15 protein-coding genes and 1 pseudogene are annotated in these 16,029 nt (G+C 72.3%); 15 read left to right on the top strand and 1 reads right to left on the bottom strand.

What is annotated here, in order from left to right; translation table 11 throughout:
• Positions 1-365: 365 nt before the first annotated feature.
• From ssd to ODJ79_RS10540, 8 genes are all read left to right on the top strand, one after another.
• Positions 366-1,424, top strand: coding sequence for a septum site-determining protein Ssd (gene ssd, locus ODJ79_RS10505; RefSeq protein WP_263023159.1), 1,059 nt, complete (start codon positions 366-368; stop codon positions 1,422-1,424).
• Complete coding sequence (locus tag ODJ79_RS10510) at positions 1,421-2,608, top strand: TadA family conjugal transfer-associated ATPase (protein WP_263023160.1); 1,188 nt, start codon at positions 1,421-1,423, stop codon at positions 2,606-2,608. The genes ssd and ODJ79_RS10510 overlap by 4 nt, the downstream gene beginning before the upstream one ends.
• 11 nt (positions 2,609-2,619) lie before the next feature.
• Positions 2,620-3,348 carry a hypothetical protein gene (locus ODJ79_RS10515; RefSeq protein WP_263023161.1) on the top strand — a complete coding sequence of 243 codons (729 nt, stop codon included), beginning with the start codon at positions 2,620-2,622 and terminating at the stop codon, positions 3,346-3,348.
• A complete protein-coding gene (locus ODJ79_RS10520) occupies positions 3,345-3,554 on the top strand; it encodes a hypothetical protein (protein WP_263023162.1) in 210 nt (69 codons plus the stop codon). Before ODJ79_RS10515 ends, ODJ79_RS10520 begins: the two co-directional genes overlap by 4 nt.
• A gap of 56 nt (positions 3,555-3,610) precedes the next feature.
• The gene (locus ODJ79_RS10525; RefSeq protein WP_263023163.1) at positions 3,611-4,336 is read left to right on the top strand and encodes a type II secretion system F family protein; all 726 of its coding nucleotides are present in this window, start codon (positions 3,611-3,613) and stop codon (positions 4,334-4,336) included.
• 168 nt (positions 4,337-4,504) lie between these two features.
• Positions 4,505-4,633 (top strand): DUF4244 domain-containing protein, encoded by a 129-nt coding sequence (locus ODJ79_RS10530; RefSeq protein ID WP_411267295.1) that lies wholly within the window; start codon positions 4,505-4,507, stop codon positions 4,631-4,633.
• Positions 4,633-4,989 (top strand): TadE family type IV pilus minor pilin, encoded by a 357-nt coding sequence (locus tag ODJ79_RS10535; RefSeq protein ID WP_411267296.1) that lies wholly within the window; start codon positions 4,633-4,635, stop codon positions 4,987-4,989. The genes ODJ79_RS10530 and ODJ79_RS10535 overlap by 1 nt, the downstream gene beginning before the upstream one ends.
• A 32-nt stretch (positions 4,990-5,021) precedes the next feature.
• Positions 5,022-5,411 carry an Rv3654c family TadE-like protein gene (locus ODJ79_RS10540; RefSeq protein WP_263023166.1) on the top strand — a complete coding sequence of 130 codons (390 nt, stop codon included), beginning with the start codon at positions 5,022-5,024 and terminating at the stop codon, positions 5,409-5,411.
• A 98-nt stretch (positions 5,412-5,509) separates the two neighbouring features.
• Here the strand turns inward: ODJ79_RS10540 and ODJ79_RS10545 are convergent, their stop codons facing one another.
• Positions 5,510-7,828, bottom strand: coding sequence for a DEAD/DEAH box helicase (locus ODJ79_RS10545; protein WP_263023167.1), 2,319 nt, complete (start codon positions 7,826-7,828; stop codon positions 5,510-5,512).
• Between the two features lie 123 nt (positions 7,829-7,951).
• Here ODJ79_RS10545 and ODJ79_RS10550 point away from each other — a divergent pair, with 123 nt between their 5' ends.
• The 7 genes and pseudogenes from ODJ79_RS10550 (at position 7,952) to topA (ending at position 16,009) form a co-directional block, all read left to right on the top strand.
• Positions 7,952-8,311, top strand: a complete 360-nt coding sequence (locus ODJ79_RS10550) for an STAS domain-containing protein (protein ID WP_263023168.1) — start codon at positions 7,952-7,954, stop codon at positions 8,309-8,311.
• Complete coding sequence (locus tag ODJ79_RS10555; RefSeq protein ID WP_263023169.1) at positions 8,308-8,748, top strand: ATP-binding protein; 441 nt, start codon at positions 8,308-8,310, stop codon at positions 8,746-8,748. Before ODJ79_RS10550 ends, ODJ79_RS10555 begins: the two co-directional genes overlap by 4 nt.
• A gap of 248 nt (positions 8,749-8,996) precedes the next feature.
• Positions 8,997-11,354: a sodium-translocating pyrophosphatase gene (locus tag ODJ79_RS10560; protein ID WP_263023170.1), complete on the top strand. Its 2,358-nt coding sequence runs from the start codon at positions 8,997-8,999 to the stop codon at positions 11,352-11,354.
• Positions 11,355-11,434: 80 nt separating this feature from the next.
• Positions 11,435-11,965, top strand: coding sequence for a hypothetical protein (locus ODJ79_RS10565; RefSeq protein WP_263023171.1), 531 nt, complete (start codon positions 11,435-11,437; stop codon positions 11,963-11,965).
• Between the two features lie 15 nt (positions 11,966-11,980).
• Positions 11,981-12,289: pseudogene (locus ODJ79_RS10570) on the top strand (hypothetical protein); the annotation flags it as partial.
• Complete coding sequence (locus ODJ79_RS10575; protein WP_263023254.1) at positions 12,281-13,018, top strand: hypothetical protein; 738 nt, start codon at positions 12,281-12,283, stop codon at positions 13,016-13,018. The pseudogene ODJ79_RS10570 and the gene ODJ79_RS10575, both read left to right, overlap by 9 nt.
• Before the next feature lie 195 nt (positions 13,019-13,213).
• Positions 13,214-16,009 (top strand): type I DNA topoisomerase, encoded by a 2,796-nt coding sequence (topA, locus tag ODJ79_RS10580; protein ID WP_263023172.1) that lies wholly within the window; start codon positions 13,214-13,216, stop codon positions 16,007-16,009.
• Positions 16,010-16,029 lie beyond the last annotated feature (20 nt).

Below are 16,029 nucleotides of genomic sequence, written 5' to 3' on the forward strand. Positions count from 1 at the left end.
TGCGCCTTTCGTGAGGCATGCTAGTGCTGTTGCGATCGTGATTCATGTTGTGTGGTCGCACGATTCACGATCGGCTTCCATCACCTGACCCTCGGTGGTTGCGCCCCCCGCGATCACCGAGCCGATTCGGCTCGACCCCCCCGGAGCCGAATCCTCGGACGACCCCCGTCTCCCCCGACGGGGGTCGTTCCCTATCTGTCGGGTTTACGACTGCGAATGGCAATGCCTTAGCAGATCCATTTGCGGCACGGCCTTTATCCACAGTGCGCAGAGTTATCCACAGCTCGGCGAATGGGCGTTGTACGGCACGACCGACCTCCGCGACGGTGGGCGCCTCACCCGCCCGATGCCGTGTTGGAGAGCCGATGTCCGCTCCGCGCCTGCCCCTTGTCGTGACCGCCGACCAGGACCTGCTCGACGACCTGCTGCGCCTCGCCGCGGCCGGCGGCACCGAGGTCGAGGTGGCGCCCGATCCGGCCGCCGCCCGCGCCCGACTGCCCGACGCGCCGTTCCTCGTGCTCGGCGCCGACCAGGTCGGGGCCTGCCTGCGGGCGCGGTTGCCGCGCCACCCGCGCACCCTGATCGTCGGCCGGCACACCTGGCCGCCGGGCGTTGAGGAGGTGGTGGCGCGCCTCGGCCCGGTGCACGTCTGCCTGCTGCCGTCGAGCGAGGCCTGGCTGGTCGACCGCTTCGCCGAGCGGTCCGCCGAGCCGCCGCCGGCCACCGGCCGCACGCTGGCCGTGATCGGTGGCTGCGGCGGTGCGGGCGCGAGCACGCTGGCCGGCGGGCTCGCGGTCACCGCCGTGCGCACCGGGCGCCGCACCCTCCTGGTCGACGCCGACCCGCTCGGCGGCGGGCTCGACCTGCTGCTCGGCTGGGAGGGGCTGGACGGTCTGCGCTGGCCGGCGCTGGCCCGGGCCGGCGGCCGGGTCGATGCGCCGGCTCTGCTGCGTGCCCTGCCGCGGCGCGGCGATCTCGTGTTGCTGTCGTTCGCCCGCCAGGACGCGACGCACGTGCCCAGCGAGGCGATGGCGGTGGCGCTCGATGCCGGCCGCAGCGGCCGCGACGTGATCATTGCGGACCTGCCCCGGCATCTCGACGACGCGGCGGTGCTCGCGCTGCAGGCCGCCGACCGGGCCGTGCTGGTCGTCCCGGCCGAGTTGCGGGCCACCGCGGGCGCGTCCCGGATGGCGCGGCTGGTCCGGGTCCATCGGGACGACCTCGCGCTGGTGGTTCGCGGGCCGGCGCCCGGCCGGCTGCGGCCCGCGGAAATATCCCGCGCGCTCGGGCTGCCGCTGGCCGGCCTGCTGCAGCCCGATCCGGAGATGTGCCGGCAGGTGGAGTACGGGCGGCCACCCGCCGCCACCGGGAAGGGGCAGTTCGCGAAGCTGTGCCGCCATTTGATCGAGGAGCTTGCGGCATGACCGGGTACGGGGGACTCGCCAGCTCGGTGCGGCAACAGCTCGCGGTCGGCGGGGTGGAGGCGACGCCGGCCACGGTCCGGCACGCGGTGCGACGAGAGGCCGGCGCGCTCGGCGACACGGCCGTGCTGCGGCTTGCCGACCGGGTGCACGACGAACTGGTCGGCGCGGGCCCGCTCGCGCCGCTGATCGCCGCGCCGGAGGTGACCGATGTCCTGGTGAACGGCGTTCAGGTGTGGGTGGACCGGGGCAACGGGCTCGAGCGCGCGGCGGTCGGCTTCCGTGACCGCGAGGAGGTGCGCCGTCTCGCCCAGCGGCTGGCGGCGGCGTGCGGGCGGCGGCTCGACGACGGCCAGCCGTACGCGGATGCCCGCCTGCCCGACGGCACCCGGCTGCACGCGGTGCTGCCGCCGGTCGGGACCGATGGGCCGTACCTGTCGCTGCGGACCTTCCGGCAGCGGCCGTTCACGCTCGGGGATCTGATCGAGCACGGGACGGTGGCGAGCACGGTGGCGCCGGTGCTGGTAGCGATCGTGCGGGCCCGACTGGCGTACCTGGTGACCGGGGGCACGGGCAGCGGCAAGACGACGCTGCTGTCCACACTGCTCGGGCTCGTGCCGCCGACCGAGCGGATCGTGCTGGTCGAGGACGCGGCCGAACTGCGGCCGACGCACCCGCACGTGGTCGCGCTGCAGGCCCGGACCGCCAACGTCGAGGGCGCGGGGGCGATCGGGCTGACCGATCTCGTCCGGCAGGCGCTGCGGATGCGACCCGACCGACTGGTGATCGGGGAGTGTCGCGGTGCGGAGATCGTCGATCTCCTGGGCGCGCTGAACACCGGGCACGACGGCGGCGCGGGGACGCTGCACGCCAACACGGCGGCCGACGTGCCGGCCCGGCTGGAGGCGCTCGGGCTGCTCGGCGGTCTGCCCCGGGCGGCGCTGCACGCCCAGGTCGTGGCGGCGCTGCAGGTCGTGTTGCAGGTGCGGCGGACGGCGCGGGGCCGGCAGCTGGAATCGGTGAGCGTGCTGCTGCCATCCGGGGCGCAGCGGCTGGCGACGGTGGTGCCGGCCTGGCGGCGTACGCGCGGGGCCGGGCCGGGCGCCACGGCCTTGGCCCGGCTCCTGGCCGGTCGGGGCGTGTCGGTGCCGGCCGTGCTCGAGCCGCCGGTGGGGGCGGGCTCGTGAGGGTGGCGCTGATGTGTCTGGCGGAAATGATCGGTCGGTCGGCGCGGCGGGTCCTGATGCTCGGCGTTAGCACGGCCGCGGTGCTCGCGCTGGTGGTCGGCGGGCCGGTGCTCGCCGTGGTGGTGGCCGTCTACGCGGGGCTCGCTGGGCGGGCGCTGCTGCGGCGCTCGGCGCGGCGACGGGCCCGGGCCGAGCGGCAGGTGGCGATCGCCAAGCTGGCCGGGCTCGCGGCCGATCTGCGGGCCGGGCTGCCGCCATCGGGGGAGGAGTTCGCGCCGGGCCGGATCGGGCGCCTGACCGCCTCGGTGTGGCGTCTGGCCGAGCGCACCGGGGCGCCCGCGGCCGATCTGGTGGAGCGGATCGAGGCGGACGCGCGGGCCGCGGATCGGTCGGCCGCGTCGGCTTCGGCGCAGGCGGCGGGGGCACAGGCGACGGCGCTGCTGCTGGCCGGGCTGCCGGTGGGCGGGATCGGGCTGGGGCTGGCGATCGGGGCCGATCCGGCGGCGGTGCTGCTGCATACGCCGCTGGGTGGGGCGTGCGCGATCGGGGCGGTGCTGCTGCAGGGCGGCGGGCTGATCTGGTCGGAACGGCTCATCGCGGATGCGGAGCAGGAACCGCGGACGGTGGCACCGGCCGTGCTGACCGCTGAGCCACGGAGGGCGGGTGCGGATCGGCTCACTGTGGAGCGGGAACGGCTCGCCGCGGGTGCGTCCCGCTCAGCCTCGGGGAGTTCGCGGTGATCGAGCGGTGTGCGCTGGATGCGCTGCTGAGCCCGGGTGGGCCGGTGCGGGTCGCGGTGCGGCCGTGCTGCCTGGCCGCCCTGGTGGGTCGCCGGCCGCCGGATCCGCCGGTGGCGGGTGGAGCTTCGTTCGCGGAGCTGGTCTGCGCGGCGGCCGCGGCCGAGTCCGACTCCGAGTCCGTGTCCGAATTGCAGGCGGCGCCATGACCGGTGGCGCTGTTGCACGTGAGGCCCTGACCGGCGGCGGTGTTGCCGATGACGCCATGACCGTGGTGGCGCTGGCCGTGGCGGTGTTGCTGATCGTGCCGATCGTGTGGCGGCGTGGTGCGCGGCGGCGACTCGATCGGCTGCGCCGGATCGGCCTGCCCGCTCGCGAGCAGGCCGGTGCCAAGGCGCCGGGGGTGGGCCGGTGGGGGATCGGGCTGGCCGCGGGAACGGCCGTCGCCGGGCTGATCTGGGCCTGGTGGGGTGTGCCGGTGGGGCTCGCCGCCGGGGTGGCGGTCGAGCGATACCTGGCGCGGCAGGAGCCCGCGGCGCAGCGGCGGGAACGGCTCGCGGTCCTCGCCGATCTGCCGCTCGGGGCCGACCTGCTCGCGGCGGCACTCCGCGCGGGTGCGCCGATCGACCGGGCCGCCGCGGCGGTGGCCGACGCGCTGGGCGGGCCGCTCGGCGAGCGGCTGCTGCGGACCGCCCGCTCGCTGCGACTCGGCGCCGAACCGGCCGAGGCCTGGCAACACCTGGCCGGGATCGAGGGCGCGGACCGGCTGATCACGGCGGCCGTCCGGTCCAGCGCGAGCGGGGGTGCGCTGGCCGCGGCACTTGGCCGGCTCGCCGACGACCTGCGCGCCGACCGGGCCGTCGCGGTCGAGGCGGCCGCGCAGCGGGCCGGCGTGCTGATCGTGCTGCCGCTGGGCCTGTGCTTTCTGCCGGCGTTCCTGCTGGTCGGCGTGGTCCCGGTGCTGATCGGCCTGCTGGGCGATGTGTTCTGACCGCGCCCGCTCCCCGAGTCAGTGACCCCTGACCCCGTGACCCGGGAAGTCACGGAACCCGACAGCGGCCCACCGTCCGGCCGCTGGCAACCACAACGAAGGAGAACCAACGTGCGCAAACTGATCGCGAACTTCGCCCGTCTGCGAACCGAGGCCGGCGACGACGGGATGAGCACCGTCGAGTACGCCGTGGGCACGCTTGCCGCGGCCATACTCGCCGGCGTCCTCATCAAGATCGTCGGTGGTGATCACGTGAACGCGGCCCTCACGGCGCTCATCGACCGAGCGCTGAAGTGATCAGGCGCCGGCAGCCCGGTCGGGACCGGGGAGCCTTCACCGCCGAGTTCGCGGCCGGGCTGCCGGCGCTCATCCTGCTGCTCCTCGCCGGGCTAACCGCGGTCGCGGCGGTGACCGCGAAGGGGCAGTGCGTGGACGCCGCGCGGGAAGGAGCGTTGGCCGGCGCTCGGGGCGAGGCGGCATCCGCGGCGGCACTCCGGGTCGCGCCGCCCGGAGCGCAGGTCGATGTTGCCGGGGGCGCGGAGACGGTCACGGTCGTCGTGCGGGCTCCGGTGCGGTTGCTGGGCAGCCATCTCCCGGCGATCACCGTCGAGGGGCGGGCGGTCGCGGCCCGCGAGCCCGAGGTGGCCGGGTGATGGCCGGAGCAGGCGATGGCCGGAGTTGGGTGATGGCGGGATCTCGCAGTGACTGGGAAAGGCGCGACGGGCCGGATCGGGGTGCGGCGTCGATTCTGTTGCTGGCGGTTGGCCTGGTTCTGGTGATGGCGGGGCTCGGCGGTGCGGCGATCGGTACCGCCCGGGTGGCCCGGCACCAGGCTCGGAACGCTGCCGACCTGGCCGCGCTGGCCGGTGCGACGGATGCGGTCTACGGCGAGGCGGTTGCCTGCCCGCGGGCTGCCCGCTTCGCGACGGCCAACGGTGCCGAACTGACCTCGTGCACGGTCGACGGCCTGGAGATCGTCGTGCGGGCAGAGGTGGCGGTCCGGCCACTGCCCGGCTTGGTGCGCCACGCGACCGCGACCGCCCGGGCCGGCCCGATCAGCGGCCCGGCGGGGTAGCGGTAGGTCGGCAGCGCTGAGTGGCCCGGTGAGGTGAGTCGTGGGCGGGCGGCGCTGAGTGGTCCGACCGGGTGTGGCGGGAGGTTGACCGACGTTGCTCAGTGGGTGGGTGCGGTTGTCGGCTGGGTGGCGGGGGCGGTGGGGAGAGCGGCCAGCACCGCGTCGAGGACGGCGACGGCGCCCGGTTTGTGCAGGGGGTTGTTGCCGTTGCCGCACTTCGGGGACTGGACGCAGGAGGGGCATCCGGACTCGCACCCGCACGCCGCGATCGCGGCTCGGGTTGCGCGCAGCCACTCGGCCGCCGTCTCGTAGGCCCGTTCGGCGAAGCCCGCGCCGCCGGGGTGGCCGTCGTAGACGAAGACCGTGGGTGCCTCGGTGTCCGTGTGGTTGGCCGTGGACAGGCCGCCGACGTCCCATCGGTCGCAGGTGGCGATCAGCGGCAGCAACCCGATCGCCGCGTGCTCGGCCGCGTGCAGGGCGCCCGGGAGGTCCGGCGGCTCCACCCCGGCCGCCTCCAGGGCTCGTGGCGACACGGTGAACCACACCGCCACCGTGCGCAGCTCGCGCGGTGGCAGGTCGAGCGGCCGGGTGTCGATCACCTCGCCCGAGCCGATCCGCCGGCGCTGGTAGGAGACCACCTGGTTGGTCACGTCGACCTCGCCGAGGAACAGCCCGACCGGGCCGGCGTTCACGTACGAGCGGACGCTGACGACGGACAGGTCGGTCACGTCCCGGGCGTGCGTCGACCAGTCCGGCTCCTCCTGGTGGACCAGCGCCACCGCGTCGTCTAGGTCGAGGTCGTCGACCACGAACGAGACGCCCTGATGCAGGTGGACCGCCCCGGTGTGCAGCATCGCGTGCGACGACGCGGCGTCGACCGTGCCGAGCAGCCGGCCGGTGGCCGACTCGACCACCGAGACCGGCGCGCCGCCGGTGCCGCGCAGGTCGACGTCCGGCCGCCCGGTGTGCGTCCAGTACCAGCCGGAAGGTCGCTTGCGCAGCACACCGGCCTCGACGAGCCCGTGCACCGCGGCGCGGGCCGGGTCGCCGCCGAACAGGTCGAGGTCGGCCGCGGTGAGCGGGGCCTCGGACGCCGCGCAGCAGAGTTGCGGGCCGAGCACGTACGGGTTGCCCGGGTCGAGCACCGTCGCCTCGACCGGCCGGCCGAACAGCGCCGACGGGTGGTGCACCAGGTAGGTGTCGAGCGGATCGTCCCGGGCGACCAGCACCGCCAGGGCCGGCTCGCCCGCCCGGCCGGCCCGACCGGCCTGCTGCCACAGCGACGCCCGGGTGCCGGGATAGCCGCAGATCAGCACGGCGTCCAGGCCGACCAGGTCGACGCCCAGCTCGAGGGCGTTCGTCGAGGCCAGTCCGAGCAGCTCGCCGGCGAGTAGCTGCCGCTCGATCTCCCGGCGGTCCTCCTTGAGATAGCCGGCCCGGTACGCCGCGACCCGGTCGCCCAGCCCGGGCACCGCCTCGTCGAGCTGTCGCCGGGTCACCGCGGCCACCACCTCGGCTCCGCGCCGGGACCGGATGAACGCCAGCGTCCGGGTGCCGACCACGATCGCGTCGGTGAGCAGGTCGGCCGTCTCCCGCAGCGCAGACCGCCGTTCCCGCGAGACGACGGGCAGGTCGTCGGCGGCCGGTGGGAGCAGCGGCGGCTCCCAGAGGGCGAAGGTCAGCGCCCCGCGCGGTGACGCGTCCTCGGTCACCGCGGTCACCGGCACCCCGGCCAGCCGGGACGCGGTCTCGGCCGGATCACCCGAGGTGGCCGAGGCGAGGATGAACGTGGGGGCGCCGCCGTACCGGGCCGCGAGCCGGCGGAGTCGACGCAGCACATGGGCCACGTGGGAGCCGAACACGCCGCGGTAGGCGTGGCACTCGTCGATCACCACGTACGCAAGCCGGCGAAGGAACGACGCCCAGCGTTCGTGTCCCGGAAGCATCCCATGATGCAACATGTCTGGATTTGTCAGAACGAACCGGGAGTGCTGGCGGATCCAGTCGCGCTCCTCCCGGGCGGTGTCACCGTCGTATGTGGCCGGGCGTACGTCCGGAAGTCCGAGACCCGCGACGGCGCGCAACTGATCGGCCGCCAGCGCCTTGGCCGGGGCGAGGTAGAGCGCCGTCGCCCGGGGGTCGGCGAGCAGCCGGCTGAGCACCGGCAGCTGGTAGCCGAGCGACTTGCCCGATCCGGTGCCGGTCGCCAGCACGACGTGCGTACCGTCGAAGGCCAACGATGCGGCGGTGACCTGATGGGCCCACGGGGCGGCGATCCCGCGCTGCCGGAAGGCCGCCACGACGGACGAATCGGCCCATGAAGGCCAATCCACGGTCGTCCCCGGCCGGGCCGGCAACCGCTCTATATGGGTCACCGAGGGGGAGTCGAGCTGCGGTCGATGGGCCGTGGAGGTCACGCGATGCACTTTGGCACCGGTATGGTCCGAACCTCAAACGGGTACCCGGAGTGGGTGCCGTGCATCGCGGCATCCCGGGCGGTGGTTAGATTCGCAGGGAGAGATCCGCAGGGAGGAGGAGCGATGGAGCTGTCCCTTGCGACTCGGACCGTCGCCGAGCACACGGTGCTGGAGGTGGGCGGTGAGGTCGACGTCTACACGGCTCCGAGGCTGCGCGAGCGCCTCGTCGAGCTGGTCGACGCGGGCGCCCGCAACGTGGTCGTGGACCTCGGTGGCGTCGAGTTTCTGGACTCCACCGGCCTGGGTGTGCTGGTCGGCGCGATGAAGCGGCTGCGCGTGGCGAACGGGAGGTTCGGCCTGGTGTGCGCCAAGGAGCCGCTGCTGAAGATCTTCCGGATCACCGCGCTGGACCAGGTTTTCCCGATCTACCCGACGATCGATGCGGCGACCGCGGACGGCGACGGCAGCGGTCCAGCTTCGTGATGGCGACGGTTCGACTGTCCTTCTCGCCTGCGCCGGTGCATGTCCGGACGGCACGGCTGGTCGGCGTCGCCGTGGCTCGGCGGGCGGGGGTCGCCGAGGAACTGCTCGACGAGGTCCGGCTGGCGATCGGCGAGGCGTGCACGCGAGCGGTCGCGCTGCACAAGCAGTATGGGCTACCCGACCTGGTGACGGTCGAAATGTCTGATTCGGACTCATATGCTGTACGAGTCATCGATCACGCCCCGATCGAGGCGAGTGTCGGGCTGGCCAAGTTGCCGCCGGACGAACTCGCCGACGAGTCGTTGACCGACGATGCGCTCACCACCGGAGTAGGCTTCGCCTTGCTCGCCGGATTTGTCGATGACCTGCAGGTTCGCCCGGTCGAGGACGGCCCGGGGACCGAGGTCCGGATGGTGTGGCCGGTCCAGCGCCGGTGAGCCGATAAAGATCCCAAAAAGTTTGAGTACCCCTCTTCCGCCGCGCTGACACAGCGGCGAACATCACCACGACGCGGCCGAGCCGGGTGTGACCATCACCACGGGCGGCCGATACAGTACGCGAGTTATCAGCTACTGCTCCTGGTCCCGCGTCCGCGGGGCCCAGTTGTCGTCTCCCCGGCAGCGGGGATGCGCCCGGGTGGTCTCGTCCGCCGGTTCGGGCGCGGTCGGTGTACAGGAGGACATTGATGTCCGGGACCTTGATAACTTCTGCCGCGGGCGGAGTGTCCCTGAACAGTTCGAACGTCATATTCGTCATCGTCGCGCTGGTCTTCGCGCTGATCGCGTTGGGCTTCGCGGCGATGTTCGTGCAGTCCGTGCTGAAGACCGGCCGCGGCACCAAGAACATGCAGGAGATCGCCGGCGCCGTGCAGGAAGGCGCGACGGCGTACCTGTTCCGCCAGTTCCGCACGCTGGCGATCTTCGTGGTGCTCGCGGTCGTCCTGCTCTACCTGCTGCCGGTGCACGACACCGACAACGAGGTATGGGTCAAGATCGGCCGGTCGCTGTTCTTCGTGGTCGGCGCGATCTTCTCGTCGTTCATCGGCGGCGCGGGCATGGCGCTCGCGACCCGCGCCAACCTGCGGGTGGCCGCGGCCGCCGGTGAGGAGGGCGGTCGCGAGACCGCGATGGGCATCGCCTTCCGCACCGGTGGTGTGGTCGGCTTCCTGACCGTGGGCCTCGGCCTCTTCGGTGGCGCGCTGGTCGTGCTGATCTTCAAGAACGACGCACCGACCGTGCTCGAGGGCTTCGGCTTCGGCGCCGCCCTGCTCGCGATGTTCATGCGGGTCGGCGGCGGCATCTTCACCAAGGCCGCGGACGTCGGCGCCGACCTGGTCGGCAAGGTGGAGCAGGGCATCCCCGAGGACGACCCGCGGAACGCCGCGACCATCGCGGACAACGTCGGCGACAACGTCGGCGACTGCGCCGGCATGGCGGCCGACCTGTTCGAGTCGTACGCGGTGACCCTGGTCGCCGCCCTGATCCTGGGTCAGGCCGCGTTCGGCCAGGACGGCCTGATCTTCCCGCTGATCGTCTCGACCATCGGCGTCGTGATCGCCATCGTCGGCGTCTTCATCACCCGGTTGCGTCCGTCCGACAAGAACGGCCTCACCGCGATCAACCGGGCGTTCTACATCTCGGCCGTGCTCTCCGCGATCGTCGTCGCCGTGGTCAGCTTCATCTACCTGCCGGACTCCTTCGCCGGCTTCAAGGACACCGGGATCGCGGCGGGCATCGTCGACAGCGGTCGCAACCCGCGGTTCGTGGCGATCGGCGCGGTCGTGATCGGCATCGTGCTGGCCGCCGCCATTCAGGCGCTGACCGGGTACTTCACCGAGACCAACCGGCGCCCGGTGCAGGACATCGGCAAGTCGTCGCAGACCGGCCCGGCCACCGTGGTGCTCGCCGGCATCAGCGTCGGCCTCGAGTCGGCGGTCTACTCGGCGCTGCTGATCGGCGCCGGCGTGTACGGCGCGTTCCTGCTCGGCGGCTCGTCGCTGACCCTGTCGCTGTTCGCCGTGGCGCTGGCCGGCACCGGCCTGCTCACCACGGTCGGCGTCATCGTGGCCATGGACACCTTCGGCCCGATCTCGGACAACGCGCAGGGCATCGCCGAGATGTCCGGCGACATCGACGAGAAGGGCGCCCAGATCCTCACCGAGCTGGACGCCGTCGGCAACACCACCAAGGCGATCACCAAGGGCATCGCGATCGCCACCGCCGTGCTCGCCGCCACCGCGCTGTTCGGGTCGTACACGAACACCATGGCCACCTCGCTGACCGACGCCGGCATCAAGGACGTCGCGGGCGAGATCCTCGGCCTGCTGAACATCGCGAACCCGCGCAGCCTGGTCGGCCTGCTGGTCGGCGCGGCGGTCGTGTTCCTGTTCTCCGGCCTGGCGATCAACGCGGTGTCCCGCTCGGCCGGCGCGGTCGTGATGGAGGTCCGCCGCCAGTTCCGCGAGCACCCCGGGATCATGGACCGCACCGAGCGGCCCGAGTACGGCCGGGTCGTCGACATCTGCACCCGGGACGCGCAGCGCGAGCTGCTCACCCCCGGCCTGCTGGCGATCATGGCCCCGATCGCGGTCGGCTTCGGCCTCGGCCCCGGCGCGCTCGCGTCCTACCTGGCCGGTGCGATCGGCGCCGGCACGCTGATGGCGGTCTTCCTGGCCAACTCGGGTGGCGCCTGGGACAACGCCAAGAAGCTGGTCGAGGACGGCTCGTACGGCGGCAAGGGCTCCGACGCGCACGCCGCGACGGTCATCGGCGACACCGTGGGTGACCCGTTCAAGGACACCGCGGGCCCGGCGATCAACCCGCTGCTGAAGGTGATGAACCTGGTCTCGCTGCTGATCGCGCCGGCCGTCGTGAGCTGGAGCATCGGCAAGGACGCCAACACCCCGCTGCGGGTGACCATCGCCGTGGTGGCGGCTGCCATCGTGGTGGCGGCCGTCTTCATCAGCAAGCGCAAGCCGATCTCGATGGGCGACGACGCTCCGGCCTCGACCGACGAGAAGCCGACCGAGCGCGTCAGCGCCTGACGAGGGTGCGGGGGTGCCCGTTCACGGGCACCCCCAAGCACCATGGAAGGTTGTCACACCCGGGCCGTACGCTGCTTCCCATGCGTCCGGCCCGTCCCCTCTCGGTGATGCTCCTGTTCGCGCTCGTGCTGAGCGCCGCGGCCTGCTCCGGAGCGCCCGGCCCGCGTGCCTGGGCCGCCTCGGTCTGCACCGCGCTGACACCCTGGCGCACCGAGATCGGCTCGTTGACCAGCCGCGCCCAGCAACAGATCACGGTCAACACGACCCCCGGCCAGGCCAAGGAGAATTTGGGCCGGCTCTTCGCCGGCGCGCAGGACGCGAGCGAGAAAGCGCGGGCCGGCGTGGTCAAGGCGGGCGTCCCCGACGTGCAGAACGGCAAGCAGATCGCCGACGGCTTCACCGGCGCGCTCGCGGGCCTGCGCGACGCCTACGGCCGCGCCGCCACCGGCATCGAGGCCCTGGCCACCGCACCCGCCAAGGCCTTCTACGCCCAGGTGGCAAAGGTCGTCGACCAGCTCAACACCGACTACAAGGCGAGCAGCCTGGACACCACCAAGCTCAATTCGCCGGAGCTCAAACAGGCCTTCGACGAAGTGCCCGAGTGCCGCTGAGGTGACCGACGCGCGATGACCGAGACGGGGTGGCCGCTGATCCCGCGCGAGGTGCTGCCCGCGCCGATTCCCCCTGTCAAGCGCCGTCCGTCGCCCCGCTCGCATCCGCCCGATCCGGGCCGTCAGCTGCCCTTCTTCGGCGCCGAGACCACCGAGCCGGCGCCGGCCGATCTCGCCGGTCTGCTCGCCGGCCCCGGCGTGCTGGGCCGGATGGGCGGCACCGCCCGGGTGTCGGTGGAGGTCGATGCCGCCTGGCGGGTGCACGTCCTGGTCGCCGAGTTGGTCGCCCGCGGGCTGACCGCGCACTGGCGGCCGCTGCAAGACCGGGAACAACATCAAGATCAAGTTCCCGGCCCGGAGGTACGGGTAACCGCCGGCGACCCTTTTGACGAGGTTTATCCGGAGCCCGACGCTTGGCCCGACTCCTTCGTGGCGGATGATCCGACGGCTGACGATCTTCCGGAAGATGGCCGGAGAGATCCGCAACGCTCGGACGCCGGCCGGCGCCTTCCTGTCCCAGGGGAGCTCTCTCTCACATCCGGCCGGCGTTCGGCTCAGACCGTGGAGGAGGAGTCCGAAATCTCGGATTCGCCCGCCGGGTTGACACCCCCGGGCGGGCTCGGCCCGGAGGAGGCCCTTCACAAAGAGGCAGAAGCGAATAAAGCCGACGAAGACGGCATGGACCCGCCGATCCTCGAGCCGCGACCGCGGTTCGAGGTGCTCACGGCGTATTCGAGCCGGCTGAACGGCCTGGCTCGCGGCTGGCCCACGGCCGCCGCGCAGCTGTTCCTCTCCGGACCCCGGCTGCGCCTGTGGGTCGCGGCGGCCGGTGAGCCCGTCCCGGGCGGGTACGCTTTGGGTCTGGACCCCGTCAAGGATCTGGCGGCTGTCGACGCTGCCCTGGTCCGGGTCGGTCTGGCCGGTCGGCCCTCGGACGACCGACGGCACTACGTGATCGCCGGGAAACGCCGGTTGCGACGCCTCGCCGAGCTCGTCGGTGAGCGCCCCGACGCGGCCCCCGAGCTTGTGTGGCCGCTCGCGGCGACCGCATGATCTTCCTGGATCGGGTGCGACACGACTCACCTTTTGCGGTGTACGGTGTCGCCGTCGGACGCATGCGGTGGCCGGACCGTTACCATCCGACTCCTGGGTTACCCGGGAATGCGGGTTCATCCGGCGCGTTACGTTGAAAGTCTGTGCGCCGCCGGCGGAGATGGCGGAACACTGAGTGCGAAGTTTGGGAGTGCCGTGCCGAGTGACACCAGGACGACCCGTTTGGTCATCGTCGAGTCCCCGTCGAAGGCCAAGACGATCGCCGGTTATCTGGGGCCCGACTATTTTGTCGAGGCCTCCTTCGGCCATGTCCGCGATCTGCCGCGTAATGCCGCCGACGTGCCCGCCAAGTACAAGGGCGAGTCGTGGGCGCGGCTCGGCGTCGACGTCGACAACGGCTTCCATGCGCTCTACGTCGTCTCGCAAGACCGCAAGGCGCAGATAGCCAAGCTGCAGAAGCTGGCGAAGGAGGTCGACGAGATCTTCCTCGCCACCGATGAGGACCGCGAGGGCGAGGCGATCGCCTGGCACCTGATCGAGACGATCAAGCCCAAGGTCCCGGTCAAGCGGATGGTCTTCCACGAGATCACCAAGCCGGCCATCCAGGCCGCGGTGGCCAACCCGCGCGACATCGACCGCGACCTGGTCGACGCGCAGGAGGCCCGCCGCATCCTCGACCGGCTGTACGGCTACGAGGTGAGCCCGGTCCTGTGGAAGAAGGTGATGCCCCGCCTCTCCGCAGGGCGGGTTCAGTCCGTGGCGACGCGCATCGTGGTCGAGCGCGAGCGGCAGCGGATGGCCTTCCGTTCCGCCGAGTACTGGGACATCCTCGCCACCCTGGCCGTCCAGAACAGGGTCGAGGGACCTCGCAACTTCTCGGCCACCCTGATCGCTCTCGACGGCGACCGGATCGCCACCGGCAAGGACTTCGAGCCCACCACCGGCCGGGTCAAGCCCGGCGCCGGCGTGGTGCACCTGGACGAGTCCGGGGCCCGCGGCCTGGCCGCCCGCCTCGAGGATCGGCCGTTCACGGTCACCCGGGTCGAGGAGAAGCCGTACCGCCGCCGGCCGTACGCGCCGTTCATCACCTCGACGCTGCAGCAGGAAGCGGCCCGCAAGCTGCGCTTCTCCGCCTCGCAGACGATGCGCACCGCGCAGCGGCTGTACGAGAACGGTTACATCACCTATATGCGTACCGACTCGGTGAACCTGTCCGAGACGGCGCTCACCGCCGCCCGCCGGCAGATCGGCGAGCTCTACGGGGCCAACAACGTGCCGCCGCAGCCGCGCCGCTACACCGGCAAGGTGAAGAACGCGCAGGAGGCGCACGAGGCGATCCGCCCGGCCGGTGACAACTTCCGGACCCCCGGCGAGGTGGCCAACGAGCTGTCCGCCGACGAGTTCAAGCTGTACGAGCTGATCTGGCGCCGGACGATCGCGTCGCAGATGACCGACGCCGTCGGTAACTCGGTGAGCGTCCGGATCCGGGCGATCTCCACGACCGGCGAGGAGGTCGACTTCGCCGCCTCCGGCAAGACGATCACCGACCCCGGCTTCCTGCGGGCCTACGTCGAGTCGTCGGACGACGAGAACGCCGAGGCCGAGGACGCCGAGCACCGGCTGCCGACCCTGGTCAAGGACCAGCCGCTGACCGCCGAGGAGCTGGCCGCGACCGGCCACCACACCACCCCGCCGGCCCGCTACACCGAGGCGTCGCTGGTCAAGGCGCTGGAGGAGCTGGGCATCGGCCGCCCGTCGACGTACGAGTCGATCATGCGGACGATCCAGGACCGCGGCTACGTGGAGAAGCGTGGCCAGGCCCTGATCCCGTCGTTCCTGGCGTTCGCGGTGATCGGCCTGCTCGAGGGCCACTACCCCCGGCTGGTCGACTACAACTTCACCGCGGCCATGGAGACCCAGCTCGACGACATCGCCGGCGGCGACCACGCGGCGCTGGACTTCCTCACCTCCTTTTACTTCGGCAGCCAGACGGCAGGGGACGACACGATCGCCGCGGCCGGCGGCCTGAAGAAGATGGTGACCGAGAACCTCAGCGCCATCGACGCGCGCTCGGTCAACTCGATCCCGCTGTTCAGCGACGAGGCCGGCCGCAACGTCGTGGTCCGGGTCGGCCGGTACGGGCCGTACCTGCAGCGTCAACTGCCCGGCGCGACCGAGGAGTCGCCGGACGACCGGGTGTCGATCCCCGAGGGCGTGGCGCCCGACGAGCTCACCCCGGAGAAGGTCAACGAGCTGTTCCTGGGCGGCGGCGGCGAGCGGTCGCTCGGCGACGACCCGGCCACCGGCGAGTCGGTGCAGCTGAAATCCGGCCGCTTCGGCCCATACGTGCAGGCCGGCGAGCGCAAGTCCTCGCTGTTCCGCAGCCAGTCGCCGGAGACGCTGACCCTCGACCAGGCGTTGCGGCTGCTCAGCCTGCCGCGCGCCCTCGGCAAGGACCCCGAGGGCGCCGAGGTCCTCGCCGCGAACGGCCGGTACGGGCCGTACGTGAAGCGCGGCGACGACTTCCGCTCGCTGGAGAACGAGGACCGTCTCTTCACCGTCACGCTGGACGAGGCGCTCGCCCTGCTGGCCCAGCCGAAGACGCGGCAGCGCCGGGAGGCCAAGCCGCCGCTGCGCGAGATGGGCCCCGACCCGGTCACCGAGAAGCCAATGGTGATCAAGGAGGGCCGGTTCGGGCCGTACGTGACCGACGGCGAGTACAACGCGTCGCTGCGCCGCGGTCAGACGCCGGAGGAGCTCACCGTCGAGCAGGCCTCGGAGATGCTGGCCGAGAAGCGGGCGAAGGGCCCGGCGCCGAAGAAGAAGGCGGCCGCCAAGAAGGCGCCGGCCAAGAAGGCCGCCGACGAGAAGGCGCCCGCCAAGAAGGCCGCCGCGAAGAAGGCCACGCCCGCGAAGAAGGCGACCGCGGCCAAGAAGACGACGCCGGCGAAGAAGGCCGCCCCCCGAAAGGCGGCGGCCTCCGCCGAGTAGTTTTTCTGGGGTTTTCCGTC

It is taken from the genome of Actinoplanes sp. KI2 (assembly GCF_025630775.1).
GTDB lineage: Bacteria > Actinomycetota > Actinomycetes > Mycobacteriales > Micromonosporaceae > Actinoplanes.